This is a genomic window from Corynebacterium sp. MSK006 (genome assembly GCF_030232385.1).
GTDB lineage: Bacteria > Actinomycetota > Actinomycetes > Mycobacteriales > Mycobacteriaceae > Corynebacterium > Corynebacterium frankenforstense_A.
Map to the genome: position 1 here is coordinate 46465 of NZ_JASPJZ010000007.1, position 19827 is coordinate 66291.

Below are 19827 nucleotides of genomic sequence, written 5' to 3' on the forward strand. Positions count from 1 at the left end.
CACTTACTGGTCCTTCCCGTCGGTGCCGGCGCTGCTGTCGGCGGTGCCCTCGGGGTCTCCGGGGGCCTCAGGTTTGGCGTGTCGGCCGCCCGCGTCGCCGTCCGGGCGCGCGGAGCGGGGGCCCCAGTCGTCGGTGAGCTTCTCGGAGGGGGTGTCCGGGCGCTCGCGCTCGGGCAGGCGGAAGCCGATCAGGGCGTCGTCGCCGTCGCCGTAGTACTTCACACCGGGGTGCTCCTCCGGGGAGCCGGGGTGCGCGACCGGGTGCGCACCCGCGCTGTTCTGCTCGTCGTGCTTGACGACGTCCCGCCGATCGCCGCCGTCGGTTCCGGCACCGTCGGTGCCAGCCGGGGCGCCCCAGGCGTCGCCGCCCCGCGGTGCGGGCGCGGGCCGGTTGCCCGGTGCGCCCTGGTTGCCCTGGCCGCGCGGGGGCCAGCCCGGGGCGTGCCAGTCGGCTGGCGGCGGGGTGCCCGCGTAGCGCGGGCCCTCACCGGCGGCGTCGGAGCTCCAGCCGCCACCCTGACCTGGCTGACCGGGCAGCGGGGCCGGGGCCTGGTCGCCGGGCCGGCCGGGCTGGCCGGGCTGCGGGCCGTGGCCGCCGTGCGGGGCGGGCTGCTGCTCGCGGCGGGCGCGCTCGGCCTCGCGGCGGGCACGCGCGGCACGGGAGGCCTCGAGGATGCTGAAGCGCTTCGGCGGCTCCTCGCCGCGCTCGTGGGCCAGCTCCACCGGGGTCTTGACGGGCTCGCGGCCGGCCTGGCGCGGGAAGCGCAGGTCCTCGCCGGGGAAGACGTCCTCGGCGGCGCGCGGCTCGATGCCGGCGAAGATGTTCTCCAGGTCGGGCCGGCGCAGGGTCTCCTTCTCCAGGAGCTTCTCCGCCAGGCGGTCGAGGTAGTCGCGGTGCTCGGCGAGGATGGCGTAGCTGGCCTCGTGGGCGCGGTCGATCAGCCCGTGGACCTCCTCGTCGATGCGGGCGGCCACCTCCGGCGAGTAGTCGAGCTGGCTGCCGCCGCCGCGGCCGACGAACGGGTCGCCCTGCTCCTCGCCGTACTTGACCGTGCCGAGCGAAGGCGACATGCCGTACTCGGTGACCATCGCACGCGCGATCTTGGTGGCCTGCTCGATGTCGGCCGAGGCACCGGTGGTCGGCTCGCCGAAGACGAGCTCCTCGGCGGAGCGGCCGCCCATGGCGAAGACGAGGCGGGCGAAGAGCTCGTCGCGGTTGTACATGCCCTTGTCGTCCTCGGCGGCGGTCATGGCGTGGCCGCCGGTGTTGCCGCGGGCGAGGATGGTCACCTTGTAGACGCGCTCGATGTCCTTGAGCGCCCAGGCGGACAGGGTGTGGCCGCCCTCGTGGTAGGCGGTGACCTTCTTCTCCTTCTCGGAGATGACCTTGGAGCTGCGCCGGGGCCCGCCGATCACTCGGTCGGTGGCCTCCTCCAGGGCGTCGGCGGTGATGACGTTGCCGCCGATGCGGGCGGTCAGAAGCGCGGCCTCGTTGAGCACGTTGGCCAGGTCGGCGCCGGACATGCCGGCGGTGCGCTTGGCCAGCGCGTCGAGGTCGGCGTCGGGGGCGAAGGGCTTGCCCTCGGCGTGGACCTTGAGAATCTGGGCGCGACCGGCCAGGTCCGGGTTGGTCACCGGGATCTGGCGGTCAAAGCGGCCCGGGCGCAACAACGCCGGGTCGAGGATGTCGGGGCGGTTGGTGGCGGCCATGAGGATGACACCCTCGCGGTCGCCGAAGCCGTCCATCTCGACGAGCAGCTGGTTGAGGGTCTGCTCGCGCTCGTCGTGGCCGCCGCCCATGCCGGCGCCACGTTGGCGGCCCACCGCGTCGATCTCGTCGATGAAGATGATGCAGGGGCTGTTCTCGCGGGCCTGCTTGAACAGGTCGCGCACGCGCGAGGCGCCCACGCCGACGAACATCTCGACGAAGTCGGAGCCGGAGATGGAGTAGAAGGGCACCCCGGCCTCGCCGGCGACGGCACGCGCCATGAGCGTCTTGCCGGTGCCGGGCGGGCCGTAGAGCAGCACGCCGCGGGGGATCTTCGCGCCGAGGTTCTCGTAGACCGTCGGGTCCTGCAGGAAGTCCTTGATCTCCTGCAGCTCGTCGAGGGCGTCGTCGGCGCCGGCGACGTCGGCGAAGGTGTTGGTCGGCATGTCCTTGGTCAGCTGCTTGGCCTTGTTGGAGCCGAAGCCGAACATGCCGCCGGACTGCATGCGCACCAGGAAGAACATGAGCAGGCCGAAGAGCAGCAGCATCGGCAGCAGGAACTGCAGCATGCTGACCAGGAAGCTGTCCTGGCTGACCTCGGTGTCGAACTTCTCGGTCTCGGAGGCCTCGACGGCCTTGAAGATCTCGGGGCTGGTGCGCGCGGGGTACTGCGTGAGCATCTCCTCGACGCCCTCGCGTTCCTCGACGTTGACCGGCTCCTTGAGCTTGAGCCGCAGGCGCTGTTCGCGGTCGTCGATCTGGGCCTCGGCGACGTTGTTGTCGGCGAGCTGCTTCATCGCGACCGAGGTCTCGACCTTCTGGAATCCCCTGGTGTCGTCTGTGAGCAGGGAGAAGACGTAGAAGAGCACGAGGACGACGGCAGCGATGACGCCGATCTGCAGGATGCGCTTGTTTTTCATGTGGTCATTCTTCGCGGGGTCGCAGGGGGTCGCGGCCGTGCGGAGTCCGCCCGCGGGCCGGCGACGGGGTGGAAGGCCGCGGTTGTCGCGTCCACGGCCTCGGACAGAGCAACGATACCCGCTCGCGCACCGGACGCGTCTGCGGTGGCGTCAGTCCTCGTAGACGCTGCGGCTCAGGGTGCCCAGCCAGGGCAGGTCGCGGTAGTGCTCGGCGTAGTCGAGGCCGTAGCCGACGACGAACTCGTTGGGCAGGTCGAAGCCGACGTCGAGCAGGTCGACCTCGGCGGTCTGGGCCTCGGGCTTGCGGAAGAGGCTGATGACGTTCAGGGAGTTGGGGTTGCGGTGGCGCAGGTTGCGGATCAGCCAGGACAGCGTCAGGCCGGAGTCGATGATGTCCTCGACGATGAGGACGTCGCGCCCGGCGATGTCGCGGTCGAGGTCCTTGAGGATGCGCACCACGCCCGAGGAGGTGGTCGAGGAGCCGTAGGAGCTGACGGCCATGAACTCCATCTCGCAGGGGATGCTCAGCGCGCGGGCGAAGTCGGTCATGAAGAACACCGCGCCCTTGAGCACGCCGACCAGCAGGAGGTCCTGCTCGCTGTCGCGGTAGCGCTCGGAGACGGCGTCGGCCATCTCCTGGACGCGCGCGGCGAGCTCGTCCTCGTGGACGAGGACGGCCTCGACGTCGTCTCCGTAGGGGTTCTCGGGGACGTCGTAGTCTTTCTTGTCGTGCATGTCGCTCGCTTTCGGCCTGGGGGTTCGCGGTGTGCGGGTGGCCCGGGGCGCCGCGCCCTGGTCTCCCGCCTGCGGCGGGCCGGCACCGGCGCTTCCCGGGTCCGTGCACCGCACAGTCTGCCATGCCCGCGCGGGCGGCCACAATGACCGGGTGGTGCCACCCCCGGGGCTCAGACCTCCGTGATGCGCCCGGCGCGCCGTGCCAGGCGCAACCCGCCGCCGCAGTCGACGGGGCCCTGACCGTGCCAGTCGGTGACCAGGCGGGCCAGGTCGCTTAACGACGCCGCGGTGACCCGCCCTCCCCGGTTCCGTACCAGGTGTGCGAGTGCGCGTGTGCGCACGGCCGCCGGCACCGCCGCCAGGGCGGCGACGTCCGTGGCGTCAATGCCGCGCGCCCAGTCCTCGAGAGCGGCGGAGTCCGCGGCCACGCGCGCGGCCGCGACGGCCAGGGGGCCGGCGGCCGTCCCGCCGACCAGGCCGTCGAGCAGCGGCAGGACCTCGGTGCGCACGCGCACCCGGCGGAAGGCGGGGTCGCTGTTCTGCGGGTCGGTCCAGGGTTCCAGGCCGAGCTCCGCGCAGGCGGCGGCGGTGTCGGCGCGCGCGACGCCCAGGAGCGGGCGGCGCAGCTCGTGGGCCGGGTCGGCGGGGTCGGGCCCGCACTCGGGCATGCCGGCGGGGTTTCCGCGCAGGGCGCCGAGCAGGTAGGTCTCGGCCTGGTCCTCGCGGGTGTGGGCGATGAAGCAGACCCGCCCGGCCGAGGCCTCGGCCAGCGCCCGGTAGCGGGCGTCGCGGGCGGCGGCCTCGGTGCCCGCTCCCCCGGGCCCGGCGCCAGCACGCGCGTCGACGCGTACCACGCGGGCGCTCGCGCCCAGGCGGCGGGCGGTGGCGGCGGCGCGCTCGGCGACCTCGGCGGAGCCGGCCTGCAGGCCGTGGTCGACGACGATGGCCTCCACGGCCAGCCCCTCGGCCAGCAGGGCGGCGAGCAGCGCGGTGGAGTCGGGGCCGCCCGAAACGCCGCACGTCGCGGGCTTCGCCGGCGCCGCGGGCTTCGCAGGCTCAGCCCGCGACCCGGAACGGGACCGGGACGTCTCACGCGCGACGTCGTCAATCGGGTGGGCGCGCAGATGCCTGCGCACGGCCACGCGCAGGCGGCCGAAGGCGGGCGGGTCGTGCGGCAGGGGCACCTCGCCGAGGGCGCGGGGCACGGGCTCAGGCCTCGCGCAACAGGGACGCCAGGCGGTCCGCGCCCGCGCGGGCGGCGAGCACGTCGGCGTCGTTGGAGATGAAGGCGAAGGTGAACTGGTGGCCGTTCTCGCTGGTCACCACGCCGGCCAGGGCCGAGGTCTTATCCAGGGTGCCGGTCTTGGCGCGCACCCAGCCGCGCCCGGGCAGGTCGCCGTAGCGCTCGGCCAGCGTGCCGGAGGCGCCGCCGACGGGCAGGGCCGTCAGCAGGGGGCGCAGCTCGCTGTCGGTGGCGGCGTAGTGCAGGACCTGGTCGAGAAGCCGCGGGGTGATGCGGTTGTCCACCGAGAGCCCGGAGTTGTCGTGGATCTCGGTGCCTGTGGTGTCGAAGCCGCGCTCGGTGAGCACGTCGAGGGTCGCCTTGGTCGCGCCGGCGGCGTCGCCGGTCTCGCCGCGGGCTAGCGCGACCTCGCGGCCGATGGCCTCGGCCATGACGTTGTCGGAGTCGAGCATCATCGCGTCGATGCGCTCGGTGAGCGTCGGCGAGTCGACCTCGGCGATCTTCTCGGCGCCCTCGGGGACCTCCGCGGCGGTCGGCTCGGCGGTGGGATCGGCGTCCAGGCGGCCAGCCAGGGCGGCGGCGACGTCGGCGGCCGGGGTGTGGCTGCGCGGCACGTCGCCCTCGGTGGCGTCGATGCGCGCGCCGTTGATCATCACCGGGTCCAGGGGCGCCACGAAGCCGGCGTCGACGTCGACGGGGTCCCAGCCGGCCAGGATGCGCTCGCCGGACCAGGCACTGACGTCCACGGCGACCTCCTCGACCGGGGTGCCGGACGCGCGCACGGCGGCGGCCAGCTCGTCAAGCGAGTCAGAGTTCAGCCAGACGTCGCCGGTGGCCTTCAGCACGATCTGTCCGGGGTTCTCGCCGCGGTAGACGGCGGTGGTGATGCGGTCCTCGGCGCCGAGCTCGGCGACGGCCGCCGCGGCGGTGAGCACCTTCGTCGAGGAGGCCGGGCGCAGCGCGGTGTCCGGATCGACCTGCCACACGGTCTCGCCGCTGGCGGCGTCGGTGACGATCGCGCCGAAGTGGCCGAGCTCGGCGCCGTCGGCCACGCCCTGCAGGCCAGCGGCGAGCCGGTCGCGGGCCGCCTGGTCGAGGGCGACCGGGTCGACGGGCTCCATGAGGTCTGCCGGATCGGCCAGCTCGAAGGCCGGTCCGTGCTCGAGGTCGCCGTAGGAGCGGTCGTAGGCCACGCCCGCCGCGGCCACGCCACCGACGAGGACGGCGGTGACCGCGGCCGCCGTGATCCACCATGCCTTCTGTGACTTCACGCGGTTCACCGTACCGCCCGCATGTGTCCGCCACCGCCCGCGACCCCGGGCGTGGCTCCGGCGGCGGCCCCGGGTGTGGCTTCCCGGGCCCGCCCGGCGCGCGCCCGACGTGGCGCGGCGGGCGGGTAGGATGACGGGAAAGTCAACCGAGAAAGGACCAACTGGCATGAGCGTCGAAGTCACCGTCGAGATCCCGAAGGGTTCGCGCAACAAGTACGAGGTCGACCACGAGAGCGGCAAGGTCTACCTGGACCGCTACCTGTTCACCCCGATGGCGTACCCGGCCGACTACGGCTTCATCGACGGCACCCTCGGCGAGGACGGCGATCCGCTGGACGCCCTCGTGATCCTGCCCGAGCCCGTCTTTCCCGGCGTCGTGGTCGAGGCCCGCCCGGTCGGCGTGTTCAAGATGACCGACGAGGCCGGCGGCGACGACAAGCTGCTCTGCGTCATCGACGACGTCCGCTACGAGGGCTACCAGGACATCGACGACGTCGCGCAGAACGTCAAGGACGAGATCGAGCACTTCTTCGTCCACTACAAGGACCTGGAGCCCAACAAGGAGGTCCAGGGTTCCGGCTGGGGCGACAAGGCCGAGGCCGAGAAGATCCTGGCCGAGGCCGTGGAGCGCGCCAAGAAGTAAGGCACTCCGGCCCGGAACGGGGCCTCTGACCCGACCCGCCGTGGGTGACGTGACCACAATCTCGTCGCCGACGGCGGGTTCTCCCATGTCAGCGACGAAAACACGGTAGATTCGGGGTATGTCCGAAAAGCGCGCCGCCGATCCGCTGCCCCCGCCCGCGGAGCTCCTGAGCTCCCCGTCCTTCCAGCTCGAACGCCTGCGACGCCGCACCCGCGACGAGGTGGAGTCCCGCCTGGCCGCGGAGGACACCACGCTGCGCGAGTTCTGGGTGCTCGCCTGCCTGGTCGAGGTCGGCGGCGACGGCGAGAACCAGTCGCGGCTGGCCGCCACGCTGCTCATCGACCCCTCGGACGTGGTGCGCATCATCGACCGGCTCGAGGAGAAGAGCTGGGCCGGCCGCACCCGCGACCCGCAGGACCGGCGCCGTCAGCTGGTCACGGCCACGAAGAAGGGCCGCAAGGCCCACGGCCGGCTCGCCGAGCTGATCGCCGAGGGCGAGGACGCTGCGCTCGACGAGTCGACCTCCAAGCAGCTCAAGCACCTGCGCAAGCTGGCCCGCGCGATCATCGTCGAGGACACCCCCGCACAGCAGGCGTAGGCGGCAGCAGAGGCAGAGAAGAAGTCGGGCGCGGACCTCTCGAGGTCCGCGCCCGGCTTTCGGCTGCTTAGCGACGGTGCGCGTCGCACCCGCGGCGCGGGTGCCCGGTGCCGTCCGGTACTACCGGATCAGTCGCCGATCTGGTCGCGGCCGCGCATCACGATCTTCGGGTCGGGCTCGCCGACGAGCTCGTGGTCCTTGTCCGAGTACTCGAACTTGCTGAGGATGTAGCGCATCGCGTTGATGCGGGCACGCTTCTTGTCGTTGGACTTGATCGTGATCCAGGGCGACTCGTCGGTGTCCGTGTAGCGAAACTGCTCCTCCTTGGCCCGGGTGTAGTCGTCCCACTTGTCCAGGCTGGCGAGGTCCATCGGCGAGAGCTTCCACTGGCGCACCGGGTCGACCTGACGGATGGCGAAGCGGGTGCGCTGCTCCTTCTGGGTCACGGAGAACCAGAACTTGGTCAGCGAAATACCCGAGCCGAGGATCATGTTCTCCAGCATCGGGACCTCGCGGAGGAACTCGGCGTGCTGGGACTCGGTGCAGAAGCCCATCACTCGCTCGACGCCGGAGCGGTTGTACCAGGAGCGGTCGAAGAAGACGATCTCGCCGGCCGAGGGGAAGTGCTCGATGTAGCGCTGGAAGTACCAGGAGGTCGACTCGCGCGGGCTGGGCTTCTCCAGGGCGACGGTGCGGGCGCCTCGGGGGTTGAGGTGCTCGTTGAAGCGCTTGATGGTGCCGCCCTTGCCGGCGGCGTCGCGCCCCTCGAAGAGGATGATGTGCTTCTGGCCGGTGTCCTTGGTCCAGTTCTGCCACTTCAGCAGCTCGATCTGCAGGGCGCGCTTGACGTGCTCGTACTCGTCACGGGACATGCGCTCGTCGTACGGGTAGTTCTCGCGCCAGGTCTGCACCGGGGTGCCGTCCGGGCGGATGAGGGCCGGATCGTCCTCGTCCGAGTCATCGACCACGTAACCTTCGGTCTTCGTGAGGTCGATGATCGGCAGATCGTCGTCACTGTGCTCAGCCATGTGAATCATTCTACCCGCATGCGGTGGTGCTGCCTGACAGCAAACCCGAGAGGTGACGTCGGCGACTCCCGTCAGGGGTTATCAGGCGTTGCATCACACCCCCGGAGGCCACATTCCCGAGGCGTGCGTGGCGCGCCCGGAGATCGCGGCAACCAGCCCCCAGTTAGCGACGGCCCTGGTTGTCGGCATGGTCGTTGGCAGCCTTCCATAGGGGAAAGCTGCAACGACCCTCTGAAGCCAAGAGAACCCCGGCATGCGAAAGCGCCCCGTCACCCGAAGGTGCGGGGCGCTCGAGGCTCCGGAGTCTCTCAGAGACTCAATGCCGGGCGTACCTTAGCGGTACAGACCGAACAGCTTGGAGAGGGCCTCGGCAACGTCAGCGAAGACGCCACCGAAGGTGTTCAGCAGAGCGGAGATGACGGTGTCGTGGTGCACAGCGTCGTCGCCCTTGCCGGTCTCCCAACCGGAGGACAGGAAGCCCCAGTTCTGCAGGTTGGTCCAGGCGTCGGTGTCGTAGGACTTGTCGTATTCGATCTGATCCATGAGATCCCTTTCTCGAAGAATGATGGCCAGTGGATGCTGTCATCCACCGGTTAGTTCAGGTTGAGGATTAGTTCCCGGCGGTAGGGACTACTCGCCCTCGGGGCGAAGACCCTCGAAGAAGTCGTCGGTGTTGCCGCGATTCTCGGGGGAGAAGGCCTTACCAAGGTTGAAGAAGAACTCCGGGACGCCCTGGAAGAAGACCTTGATGTTCTCAGCGAAGGTGGCCAGCTCGTCGAACTGCTGCGACCAGATCTGGGAAAGGACGGAGAAGTCCATGCTCTGCTCCTTGTCGTGCGGACCGCAATCTGCGACCGTGTATGTACATGACGCGAAGCTCGGCCGCTGCGATGCCCGTAGGTTACCCCTACACACGCGCAGGCGCCGTGCTTACAGCCCTCTATGATGCCACACAGGATCCTCACGTCAACTGAAAAAATGTGAGCTCTACCCCTCCCAGGTTCCGGTAAGGAAGTCCGACACGCCACATTATTTCCCCTATGGAATAGAAAGATGGCTCTGACCTGGGGAAATGGATTATGAATGAATTTGTAACACTCGGACCTGCCCACATAAGTGGGGAATATTCCTCACTTTACCGGCATGTGATTCACCTGGAATTAAACTTTTCAGCCCCCTCACAGAAAGAGAGCCGCCCCCTCATTCGGGGGCGGCTCTCGCCGTCAGCGGCCCGTTCAGAACCGCTCAGCGGCGGCGGCCACGTGGCCTAGGGGCGGATCAGAAGCCGCCCATGCCGCCCATCGCGGCCGCGGCGTCGGCGTCGGCACCGGCGCCCGCGGGCTCCGGCTTGTCGGCGACGACGGCCTCGGTGGTCAGGAAGAGCGCGGCGATGGAGGCCGCGTTCTGCAGCGCGGAACGGGTGACCTTGACCGGGTCGGAGACACCGGCGGCCATCAGGTCGATGTACTCGCCCGTGGCGGCGTTCAGGCCCTCACCGGCAGGCAGGGACTCGACCTTGGCGGTGACCACGCCGGGCTCCAGGCCCGCGTTGTGCGCGATCTGCTTCAGCGGGGCGGACAGGGACTCGCGGACGATCTTCACGCCCGTGGCCTCGTCGCCCTTCAGGCCCAGGTCGTCCTCCAGGACGTGGGAGGCCTGCAACAGGGCGACGCCGCCACCGGCGACCAGGCCCTCCTCGACCGCGGCCTTGGCGTTGCGCACGGCGTCCTCGATGCGGTGCTTGCGCTCCTTGAGCTCCACCTCGGTGGCGGCGCCGACCTTGAGCACGGCCACGCCGCCGGCCAGCTTGGCCAGGCGCTCCTGCAGCTTCTCGCGGTCGTAGTCGGAGTCGGAGTTCTCGATCTCGGCGCGGATCTGCTTGATGCGGCCCTCGATCTGCTCCAGGGAGCCGGCGCCCTGGACGATGGTGGTCTCGTCCTTGTTGACGACGACCTTGCGGGCGGTGCCCAGCATCGGCAGGTCGGCGGTCTCGAGCGAAAGGCCGACCTCCTCGGAGATGACCTGGCCGCCGGTGAGGATGGCCATGTCCTGCAGCTGAGCCTTGCGGCGGTCACCGAAGCCCGGGGCCTTGACGGCGACGGACTTGAAGGTGCCGCGGATCTTGTTGACCACTAGGGTGGACAGGGCCTCGCCCTCGACGTCCTCGGCGATGATCAGCAGCGGCTTGCCGGACTGCATGACCTTCTCGAGCAGCGGCAGCAGGTCCTTGACATTGGAGACCTTCGCGGAGACCAGGAGGATGTAGGGGTCCTCGAGCACGGCCTCCTGACGCTCCATGTCGGTGGCGAAGTAACCGGAGATGAAGCCCTTGTCGAAGCGCATGCCCTCGGTGACCTCGAGGTCCACACCGAAGGTGTTGGACTCCTCGACGGTGATGACGGAGTCCTTGTTGACCTCGCCGTTGCCCACGGCGTACATGGCACGGGCGATCTGCTTGCCGATCTCGGGGTCGGCGGCGGAGATGCCGGCGGTCGCGGCGATCTGCTCCTCGGTCTCGACCTCCTTGGCCTGCTCGAAGAGCTTCTTGGTCACGGCCTCGACGGCGGCCTCGATGCCGCGCTTGATGCCCATCGGGGAGGAACCGGCCGCGACGTTGCGCAGGCCCTCGCGCACGAGCGCCTGGGCAAGCACGGTGGCGGTGGTGGTGCCGTCGCCGGCGACGTCGTCGGTCTTCTTGGCGACCTCCTTGACCAGCTCGGCTCCGATCTTCTCGTAGGGGTCCTCAAGGTCGATCTCACGGGCGATGGAGACGCCGTCGTTGGTAATGGTCGGCGCACCCCAGGACTTCTCGAGCACGACGTTGCGGCCCTTGGGCCCCAGGGTGACCTTCACGGCGTCGGCGAGCGTGTTCAGGCCCTTCTCCAGGCCGCGGCGCGCTTCCTCGTTGAAGGAGATGATCTTTGCCATGTGGTTGCTACTCCTTTAAAGATTTGTCGGGGACGACACTCACGTCTGTTCATCGGCCAGCAGGCGCCCGCGACGGCACGGTCGGTCGAGTGTTGGCCAACCTCACCCACTGTCTGGCACTCATCGGTGTGAAGTGCTAGATCCCGTTCTAGCAGTCGACCCGTCCGAGTGCAAGCACGCGACGGCCCTCTCCGGGGCCTTCCCGACGGATCCCGCGCCTGCTCTCACGCACGCCACGAGTAGTTACAGTGGACCCATGAGCAACGACACCCAGACCCAGGCCGTGCGCGAGTCCGTCGCCGGCGACCGCGAGACCGTCTTCCGCGAACTCTCCGAGCTCGTCTCCTTCAACTCCGTACACGGGGACCCGGAGCTGACCGACCAGACCGCCGCCGCGGCGGACTGGGTCGCCGAGGCCTTCACCGCCGCCGGGCTCGACGTCGACAAGCTCGAGACCACCGACGGCTCCCTCGCCGTCGTCGGCCGCCGCGCCGCCAAGGGCGACGCGCCCACCGTCCTCCTCTACTGCCACTACGACGTCGTCGCCGCCGGCGCGCGCGAGGCGTGGGAGACCGACCCGTTCACCCTGACCGAGCGCGACGGCCGCTGGTACGGCCGCGGCTCCGCGGACTGCAAGGGCAATGTCGCCATGCACCTGGCCGCCCTGCGCGCCGTCGAGGCCGCCGGCGGCACCGACCTCGGGCTCATCCTCGTGGCCGAGGGCTCCGAGGAGCAGGGCGGCGCCGGCCTCGACGACCTCGTCGCCCAGCGCCCGGAGCTCACCGACGCCGACGCGATCCTCGTCGCCGACACCGGCAATGCCGCCGTGGGCACCCCGACGCTGACGACCTCGCTGCGCGGCGGCGCCCAGGTCACCGTCACCGTGCGCACCCTCGAGGCCGCCATGCACTCCGGCATGTTCGGCGGCGCGGCCCCGGACGCCGCCTTCGCCCTGGTGCGCATGCTCAACTCGCTTCGCGACGTCTCGGGACGCACCGTCATCGAGGGCGTGGACACCTCGACGACCTGGCCGGGCGAGCCCTACGCCGAGGAGGCCTTCCGCGCCGACGCCGGCGTGCTCGACGGCGTGAACGTCATGGGCACCGGCGGCGACCGGCCCTCCGACCTGGTCTGGGCCCGCCCCGCGGTGACCCTGACCGGCTGGACCTCCACCCCGGTCGAGCAGGCCGTCAACGCCGTGCCCGCCACGGCCAGCGCCCGGCTGAACCTGCGCGTGGCCGCCTCCGACGACCCGGCCGATATCGCCGGGAAGCTCGCCGAGCACCTGCGCAACCACGCCCCGTGGGGCGCCAAGGTCGAGATCTCCATCGACGACGTCAACGAGGGCTTCGACTGCGACACCTCGCGGCCGGCCGTGCACCTGCTCGGCGACTGCCTCGCCGAGGCCTACGGCGCTGACGAGTGCTCCGCCATCGGCTCCGGTGGGTCCATCCCGCTGACCAAGGTGCTCCAGGACGCCCACCCGGACGCGGAGATCGCCCTGTTCGGCGTCGAGGAGCCGCGCACCGGCATCCACGCACCCAACGAGTCGGTCGACCCGACCGAGATCGAGAACCTCGCCGTCGCCGAGGCCCTCTTCCTGCTGCGTTACGGCAAGTAGGCGACGCCGGGCGAAATTTCCGCCGAAACGCTTGCGCGGTGAGCGCTGTGCGATATACACTCACCGATGTGACTCACCTCATCGATCTTCTTCAGCGAGTAGCCGAGGCTACGCACCCCAGCGCGGGATAGGGACTGACCCCCGCGCATGGGGGTTCAGCCATCGCACCACTTCGCCGAAGAGTCGGTCCACCAACTGCACCTACGCGCTTTCACGAGGACCGAACGATGAACACCTTCTCCGTCACCACCGCCGACACCACCCGCACCCGGACCGCCACCCGTCGCACCACCACCGCGCCGCGGACCACGGACACACCCGGCCATCATGACGACGGGGACGACCCCTTCTTCCGCCGCTACGGCACCCGCCGCCTGCCCCGCGGGCTGCGCGAGGAGGCCGCCGGCATGGACTGGCAGCTGTTCCTGACCATCTACTCCCCCGAGGCGCGCCTGGCGGTCAACCACGTCACCAGCACCCGCAGGGACAACTGCACCTACCGCTTCGGCATCTCGGCCACCCGTCGCTCCAAGACCCACGCCCCGCGCGAGGAGTTCCACGAGATCGACGCCTCCGGCCCCGCGGCGGCCTGCTCGCAGCTGCTGGCCGACGCGGGCCGCGCCGTCGAGATCCTGGACTTCCACCAGTACCCGCTCTTCGAGGCCACGGTCACCTTCGTCCGCGGCTCCTGGAACAACCGCACCGCCTGGGCGATGGGCTTCGGCCCCGACCCGCAGACATCCGTCGTCCACGCGCTGACCTGCGCCGCCGAGCGCATCCACGGCTGAGCTCCGCCACGGGTCCGGGGCGAGGCTGCCACGGGCCGGGACCGACGCCGGAGCGGGTGTGACAGCCCCGGCTCGGAGCGACGGGCCAGGAAATATATAGGTACACTCTGGCGTGTTGGCCGTGTCCCATAGATCCCCGTCCCCTCAGCGCGCCGCGGCAGCGATCCGCCTGCGGGTTCAGCAGCGCCCCCGCCGACCCGCGGCTCGGGTGTCTTACCGGTCCGGTTTCCTGGCCCTGCCCGACCGAAGTGAAAAGGGGAGTTTCACCGCGTGCTGATCCTGCTCTGTGCCCTCGCCGTCACCTCGGCGGCCGCGCCACCGCTGATCCGGGCCATGGGCCGGGCCGGCTTCGGGCTCCTCGCCCTCGTGCCGGCCGCGGGATTCGTCTGGACGGCACGGCACTTCCTCGACGGCACCTTCGCCGACGGCGGCGCCCTGACCGCCACCTACCGCTGGCTCGACCCGCTGCACCTCAACCTCGAGTTCCGCATGGACGGGCTCAGCGCCCTGTTCAGCCTGATCATCCTCGGCGTCGGCGCCCTGGTGCTGCTCTACTGCTGGGGCTACTTCGACTCCGCCCCACGCCGCCTGGCCAAGTTCGGCGGCGAGATGGTGCTCTTCGCCACCGCCATGTACGGCCTGGTCATCTCCGACGCGATGCTTCTGATGTACGTGTTCTGGGAGATCACCTCCGTGCTCTCCTTCCTGCTCGTCGGCTACTACGGCGAGCGCGCCTCCTCGCGACGCGCCGCCGGCCAGGCGCTGATGGTGACCACGCTGGGCGGGCTCGCCATGCTCGTCGGCATCATCCTCTTCGGCTCCACGACCGGGGTGTGGAACCTCTCGGAAATCCCCGGCATCGAGGATCTCGCCGGGCAGCCCTACATCGTCGTCTCCGTCATCCTCATCCTCGCCGGCGCGCTGTCGAAGTCCGCGATCTTCCCCTTCCACTTCTGGCTGCCCGGCGCCATGGCCGCCCCGACGCCCGTGTCGGCCTACCTGCACTCCGCGGCGATGGTCAAGGCCGGCATCTACCTGGTCGCCCGCCTGGCCCCCGACTTCAACGTCGTCGGCGCCTGGTACCTGGTCATCATCCCGATGGGCCTGATGACCATGCTGGTGGCCGGCTGGATGGCGCTGCGCCAGAAGGACCTCAAGCTCATCCTGGCCTACGGCACCGTCTCCCAGCTCGGCTTCATCATCTCGGTGGTCTCCATCGGCTCCCGGGAGGCCCAGCTGGCCGGCCTCGCGCTGACCTTCGGCCACGCGCTGTTCAAGGCGACGTTGTTCATGATCGTCGGCGCCATCGACCACACCTCCGGCACCCGTGACGTCGAGGAGATCTCCGGACTCGGCCGCAAGCGGCCCTTCATGTTCGCCCTTGCCGTCATCGCCGCGGCCTCCATGGCCGGCATCCCGCCGCTCTTCGGCTTCGTGGCCAAGGAGTCCGCCCTCGACAAGGTCATGGACGAGCCGCTCCTGGTCGGCATGCCCAGCTCGCTGATGATCGTCAGCCTGGTGCTCGGCAGCATCCTGACCATGGCCTACAGCCTGTTCTTCCTCTACGGCGCCTTCGCCACCAAGCCCGAGCACCACCCCTCCGGCGGCGGCACCTCCGAGGCCATCGCCAACATGCACCCCTACGGGCCCAAGCTGTGGCTCTCGCCGGTGGTGCTCACCGTCTTCACCATCGGACTGGGCCTGTGGCCCGCCCCGCTCGACGGCGCGATCGCCCAGTACCTGGGCTCGCGCTTCCCCGGCACCGAGGCCTCGCACCTGGCGCTCTGGCACGGCCTGACCCCGGCCCTGGGACTCTCCGCGATCATCATCGCCGGCGGTGCGGTGATGTTCTGGCAGCGCGGCGTGGTCCACCGCCTGCAGCTCGACGAGCCCGCGCTCGGTGACGCCAACGCCGCCTACGACGCCGTCATCAGCTTCCTGCGCACCCTCTCGCTGCGCCTGACCGCCTCCACCCAGCGCGGCTCCCTGATGATCAACCTCGGCGTCATCTTCGCCGTGCTCGCCGCCACGCCGCTGACCGCCCTGATCTTCGGCGAGCGCGACGACGTGCGCATGGAGGTCTGGGCCAGCCCCTGGCAGGCCATGGCCGCAACGATCATCATCTTCGCCGCGCTCGGTGCCACCCGCACCCACAACCGCCTGTCCGGCGTGATCATGGTCGGCGTGACCGGCTACGGCCTGGCCATGATCTTCGCCCTGCACGGCGCGCCGGACCTGGCGCTGACCCAGGTGCTCGTCGAGACCATCCAGATGGTCATCTTCATGCTGGTGCTGCGCAAGATGCCCACCACCACCGAGTGGAAGGGCACCCCGAAGGGCAACCGGGCACGCGCCTGGCTGTCGGCGGCGACCGGCCTGTCGGTGACCATCGTGGCGCTCTTCGCCATGAACGCCCGCTCCGAGCGGCCCATCTCCGAGCTCATGCCCGCCCTGGCCAAGGAGATCGGCCACGGCGCCAACACCGTCAACGTGCTGCTCGTCGACCTGCGCGCCTGGGACACCATGGGCGAGGTCTCCGTGATCGTCATCGCCGCCGTCGGCGTGGCCTCCCTGATCTACGGCACCCGCTCCTTCTCCCGGTCCTCGCACCGCCCGACGCTGCGCGCCGTGGGCCGCCGCTGGCTCTCCGCGGACATCGAGACCGAGAAGGCGCAGAACCGCTCCCTGATGGTCGACGTGGTCACCCGCCTGGCCTTCCCGGCGATGATGCTCGTCTCCCTGTACTTCTTCTTCGCCGGCCACAACGCCCCCGGCGGCGGCTTCGCCGGCGGCCTGGTCGCCGCGCTCGCGCTGTGCCTGCGCTACCTCGCCGGCGGCCGCCCCGAGCTCGAGGCGACCCTGCCGGTCGACCCCTCGCGCATCCTGGGCACCGGCCTGATCGCCGCGGTGGCCGGCGCCACCTGGCCGATGTTCATCGGTCGCCCGCCGCTGTCCTCCGAGGTCTGGGACCTGACCGTCCCGCTCATCGGCGACATGCACGTGCCCTCGGCCCTGCTCTTCGACGCCGGCGTCTACGTCATCGTCGTCGGCCTGTCCATGCACATCCTGACCTCGCTGGGCGGGCGCATCGACCTCGACGAGGAGCGCCGCCGCCAGCGCGCCCGCGACCGCGCCCGCTCCGTGGCCCGCGCCACCGAGCGCCGCCGCGCCAGTGCGCGCGCCCGGGCGAACGCCAACGCCGAGAAGATGCCGCGCAAGATCGCCGCCTCGCCGCCGATACCGGTGCCGGTGCCCGCCGGCGGATCCGGTGCGGCGGAGACGGCCGCGGCCGACAGACCCAAACCCGACTGGACCGCCCACGCCCGCACCGCCGCCGACGAGGCCGCCGAGGGGGCAGCCGCGGACGCGGCCGGCGGTTCGGACGCCACCGGCAAGGGCGAGGCACTCGCCCACGGCACCCCACGCGGCGTCGGCAAGCACGACACCGACAACGACACCGACGGAAAGGAGCGCTGAGATGGTCGCCAACCTCTTCCTGCTGCTCGCCGCCGGCACCATGGTCGCCGCCGGGGTCTACCTGGTGCTCGACCGCGCCATGACGAAGATGATGCTGGGGCTGCTGCTGATCGGCAACGGCGCCAACTTGCTCATCCTGCAGGCCGGCGGCGGCGCCGGCGCCCCGCCCATCGAGGGCCGCAACAGCGAGGTCCACGAGGGGCTGATCGCCGACCCGCTGGCGCAGGCGATGATCCTGACCGCCATCGTCATCTCCATGGCGATGACCGCGTTCATCCTCACCCTGGCCTACCGCCAGTACCGCTACCGCACCGCGGACGTCATCGAGGACGACGTCGAGGACGCCGCCATCGCCGCGCGGCCCACCACCGCCGCCGCGGCCCCCGACCACGACGCCTCCGACGACCCGGAGACCGGCAGCCCCACCTCCGAGGGCGACACCTTCGGCCCCCGCTCCTTCGAGGCGCCGGTGAAGGGGGAGGACAATGAGTGAGTACTTCTCCGGGCTCGTCGGCACCGTCGGCCCCGTGATCGCCTACCTGATCCCCCTGCCGATCCTGATCCCCGCGCTGGCCGCCGCGCTCGCGCTGGTCTTCTCCCGGCATCCGATGATCCAGCGCACCATCGCCTTCATCGCGCTGCTGGCCACCATCACGCTCTCGGCCGTCATGGTCATCGTCGTCGACTCGCTCGGCGTGCAGACCCTGCAGATCGGCGGCTGGCAGGCCCCGGTGGGCATCACGCTGGTGGCCGACCGGCTCTCGACGGTGATGCTCACAGTCTCCGGCCTCGTCCTGTTCGCGGTCATGTGGTACGGCATCTCGCAGGGCATCCGCGACGGCGACGAGCACGACCCCGTCGCCGTCTTCGTGCCGACCTACCTGCTGCTGTCGATGGGCGTGAACATCTCGTTCCTCGCCGGCGACCTGTTCAACCTCTACGTCGGCTTCGAGGTCTTCCTCGTCGCCTCGTATGTCCTGCTGACGCTGTCCGGCTCCGCGTCACGTGTGCGCGCCGGAGTCAGCTACGTGATGGTCTCCATGGCCTCCTCGATGGTCTTCCTCTTCGGTCTGGCCATGGTCTACGCCGCCGTGGGCACGGTCAACATGGCCCAGGTCGGCATCCGCATGGAGGACGTGCCGTCCGGCACGCGCGCGGCCATCTTCGGCGTGCTGCTGGTCGCCTTCGGCATCAAGGCCGCCATCTTCCCGCTGGACGCCTGGCTGCCGGACTCCTACCCCACCGCCCCCTCGCTGGTCACCGCCGTCTTCGCGGGTCTGCTGACCAAGGTCGGCGTCTACTCGATCATCCGCGTGCAGACGGTCATCTTCTCCGACGGCTCGCTGCAGACGATGCTCATGGTCGTGGCCCTGGCGACGATGCTCGTGGGCATCCTCGGCGCCATGGCACAGAACGACATGAAACGACTTTTGTCGTTCACCCTGGTCAGCCACATCGGCTACATGATCTTCGGCGTGGCCCTCGGCACCGCCCACGGCCTGAACGGAGCGATCTTCTACGCCGTGCACCACATCCTGGTGCAGACCACGCTCTTCCTGGTCGTCGGCCTGATCGAGCGCCAGGCCGGCACCTCCTCGCTGCGCCGGCTGGGCTCGCTGCTCTACGTCACCCCGGTCATCGCGGTGCTCTATTTCATCCCGGCGATCAACCTGGGCGGCATCCCGCCGTTCTCCGGGTTCATCGGCAAGGTGCTGCTCATGCAGGCCGGCGCCGAGGTCGGCGGGTTCTGGGCCTGGCTGCTCATCGGCGGTGCCGTGGTCACCTCGCTGCTGACCCTCTACGTGATGGTGCTGGTCTGGTCCAAGGGCTTCTGGCGCTCCCGCAAGGACGCCCCGGAGGGCAACCTGGCTATGGCCCGGCCCTCCCCGCTGGCCGACGTCACCGACGAGGTCGAGATCGCCGACCGCGAGGACGTCGGGCGCGTGCCCTTCGGCATGGTCGCCTCCACCGCGCTGCTGGTGGCCGCCTCGTGCGCCATCACGGTTTTCGCCGGCCCGCTGGTCTCCGTGACCGAGCGCGCCGCCGAGTCCTCGGCCAACGTCGCGGTCTACCGTGAGGCTGTGCTGGGCACCTCGTCCGACGACCCGGGCCGCGACCTGGACCCGACCACCCGCGAGGACACCGGTGCAGACCACCGCCACGACGACGAGCCCGGCACCGACGGCGCCCGTAAGGCCGGCTCCGACTGCCTGGACTCCGCCGAGCGCGGGCACTCGCCGGTGCAGCGCCCCGAGGGCGGCCCGGCCGACGTCAACGCCGGCACCAACGGCGACAGCGCCGACGCCTACACCGACGCCGGCGGTGACGAGGACGCGGACAAGGAGGAGACCCGATGATCTACCACGGGCTGCGCAACCGCTTCCGCCCCCTGGCCATCATCCTGCTGGCCCTGGTGTGGATCTTCCTGATGGGCGAGTTCACCTGGGCCAACGTCATCGGCGGGCTGGCCGTGGCCGCCTTCGTGGTGGTCCTGCTGCCGCTACCGAAGCTGCCGATCAGCAACATCTCGATGAACTGGCCGGCCGCCTTCGGCTTCGTGGTGCGCTGGTTCGGCCAGCTGGCCCAGGCCTCCGTCCAGGTCGCCTGGCTGGCCATCCGCCCGCAGGCCCCGCCGCGCACCGCCGTGGTGCGGGTGCCCATGCGCGTGGCCAACGAGCTGGTGCTCACCCTGGCCACCGCGGCGTACAACCTGCAGCCGGGCGGCTCGGTCTCCGACATCGACATCGCCAACCGCATGTGGACGGTCCACCTGCTCAACGCCGACGACGAGGAGCACCTCAACGCCGAGATCGAGAACATCCGCCGCCTCGAGCGCGACATGATCAGAATCTTCGAGAGGAGCTGAC

The 19827-nt window shown here is 70.3% G+C and carries 16 protein-coding genes; 8 read left to right on the forward strand and 8 right to left on the reverse strand.

Annotated elements, in window-relative coordinates; all coding sequences use genetic code 11:
- Positions 1-3: 3 nt before the first annotated feature.
- The 4 genes from ftsH to dacB all read right to left on the reverse strand — a co-directional run bounded on the left by ftsH (position 4) and on the right by dacB (position 5877).
- Positions 4-2628, reverse strand: a complete 2625-nt coding sequence (gene ftsH, locus QQA02_RS05800; protein ID WP_284863570.1) for an ATP-dependent zinc metalloprotease FtsH — start codon at positions 2626-2628, stop codon at positions 4-6.
- Positions 2629-2778: 150 nt separating this feature from the next.
- Positions 2779-3363 (reverse strand): hypoxanthine phosphoribosyltransferase, encoded by a 585-nt coding sequence (hpt, locus tag QQA02_RS05805; protein ID WP_284863572.1) that lies wholly within the window; start codon positions 3361-3363, stop codon positions 2779-2781.
- Positions 3364-3533: 170 nt separating this feature from the next.
- Positions 3534-4568: a tRNA lysidine(34) synthetase TilS gene (tilS, locus tag QQA02_RS05810; RefSeq protein ID WP_284863573.1), complete on the reverse strand. Its 1035-nt coding sequence runs from the start codon at positions 4566-4568 to the stop codon at positions 3534-3536.
- Between the two features lie 4 nt (positions 4569-4572).
- Positions 4573-5877: a D-alanyl-D-alanine carboxypeptidase/D-alanyl-D-alanine endopeptidase gene (dacB, locus tag QQA02_RS05815; protein ID WP_284863574.1), complete on the reverse strand. Its 1305-nt coding sequence runs from the start codon at positions 5875-5877 to the stop codon at positions 4573-4575.
- Between the two features lie 166 nt (positions 5878-6043).
- Here dacB and QQA02_RS05820 point away from each other — a divergent pair, with 166 nt between their 5' ends.
- Both QQA02_RS05820 and QQA02_RS05825 read left to right on the forward strand, forming a co-directional pair.
- Positions 6044-6520 (forward strand): inorganic diphosphatase, encoded by a 477-nt coding sequence (locus QQA02_RS05820; RefSeq protein WP_075664559.1) that lies wholly within the window; start codon positions 6044-6046, stop codon positions 6518-6520.
- A gap of 118 nt (positions 6521-6638) precedes the next feature.
- Entirely contained in the window at positions 6639-7118 is a 480-nt protein-coding gene (locus QQA02_RS05825) for a MarR family winged helix-turn-helix transcriptional regulator (RefSeq protein WP_284863576.1), read from the forward strand.
- Between the two features lie 128 nt (positions 7119-7246).
- On the opposite strand, the gene ppk2 is transcribed toward QQA02_RS05825, so the two are convergent.
- The 4 genes from ppk2 to groL all read right to left on the reverse strand — a co-directional run bounded on the left by ppk2 (position 7247) and on the right by groL (position 11074).
- Positions 7247-8146: a polyphosphate kinase 2 gene (gene ppk2 / locus QQA02_RS05830; protein WP_284774487.1), complete on the reverse strand. Its 900-nt coding sequence runs from the start codon at positions 8144-8146 to the stop codon at positions 7247-7249.
- A gap of 333 nt (positions 8147-8479) precedes the next feature.
- A complete protein-coding gene (locus QQA02_RS05835) occupies positions 8480-8689 on the reverse strand; it encodes a hypothetical protein (protein WP_284774485.1) in 210 nt (69 codons plus the stop codon).
- A gap of 87 nt (positions 8690-8776) precedes the next feature.
- Positions 8777-8965 carry a hypothetical protein gene (locus QQA02_RS05840; RefSeq protein WP_284774484.1) on the reverse strand — a complete coding sequence of 63 codons (189 nt, stop codon included), beginning with the start codon at positions 8963-8965 and terminating at the stop codon, positions 8777-8779.
- A 459-nt stretch (positions 8966-9424) separates the two neighbouring features.
- Positions 9425-11074, reverse strand: coding sequence for a chaperonin GroEL (groL, locus tag QQA02_RS05845; RefSeq protein ID WP_284863579.1), 1650 nt, complete (start codon positions 11072-11074; stop codon positions 9425-9427).
- Positions 11075-11330: 256 nt separating this feature from the next.
- Here groL and QQA02_RS05850 point away from each other — a divergent pair, with 256 nt between their 5' ends.
- The 6 genes from QQA02_RS05850 to QQA02_RS05875 all read left to right on the forward strand — a co-directional run bounded on the left by QQA02_RS05850 (position 11331) and on the right by QQA02_RS05875 (position 19826).
- A complete protein-coding gene (locus QQA02_RS05850; RefSeq protein WP_284863580.1) occupies positions 11331-12695 on the forward strand; it encodes a dipeptidase in 1365 nt (454 codons plus the stop codon).
- Between the two features lie 227 nt (positions 12696-12922).
- Positions 12923-13483, forward strand: a complete 561-nt coding sequence (locus tag QQA02_RS05855; RefSeq protein WP_284863582.1) for an acetyl-CoA acetyltransferase — start codon at positions 12923-12925, stop codon at positions 13481-13483.
- A 270-nt stretch (positions 13484-13753) separates the two neighbouring features.
- Entirely contained in the window at positions 13754-16960 is a 3207-nt protein-coding gene (locus tag QQA02_RS05860) for a Na+/H+ antiporter subunit A (protein WP_284863584.1), read from the forward strand.
- A 1-nt stretch (position 16961) separates the two neighbouring features.
- Positions 16962-17453: a Na(+)/H(+) antiporter subunit C gene (locus QQA02_RS05865; protein ID WP_284863585.1), complete on the forward strand. Its 492-nt coding sequence runs from the start codon at positions 16962-16964 to the stop codon at positions 17451-17453.
- Positions 17446-19317 carry a Na+/H+ antiporter subunit D gene (locus QQA02_RS05870; protein ID WP_284863587.1) on the forward strand — a complete coding sequence of 624 codons (1872 nt, stop codon included), beginning with the start codon at positions 17446-17448 and terminating at the stop codon, positions 19315-19317. Before QQA02_RS05865 ends, QQA02_RS05870 begins: the two co-directional genes overlap by 8 nt.
- Positions 19317-19826, forward strand: a complete 510-nt coding sequence (locus QQA02_RS05875; RefSeq protein WP_284774586.1) for a Na+/H+ antiporter subunit E — start codon at positions 19317-19319, stop codon at positions 19824-19826. Before QQA02_RS05870 ends, QQA02_RS05875 begins: the two co-directional genes overlap by 1 nt.
- Position 19827 lies beyond the last annotated feature (1 nt).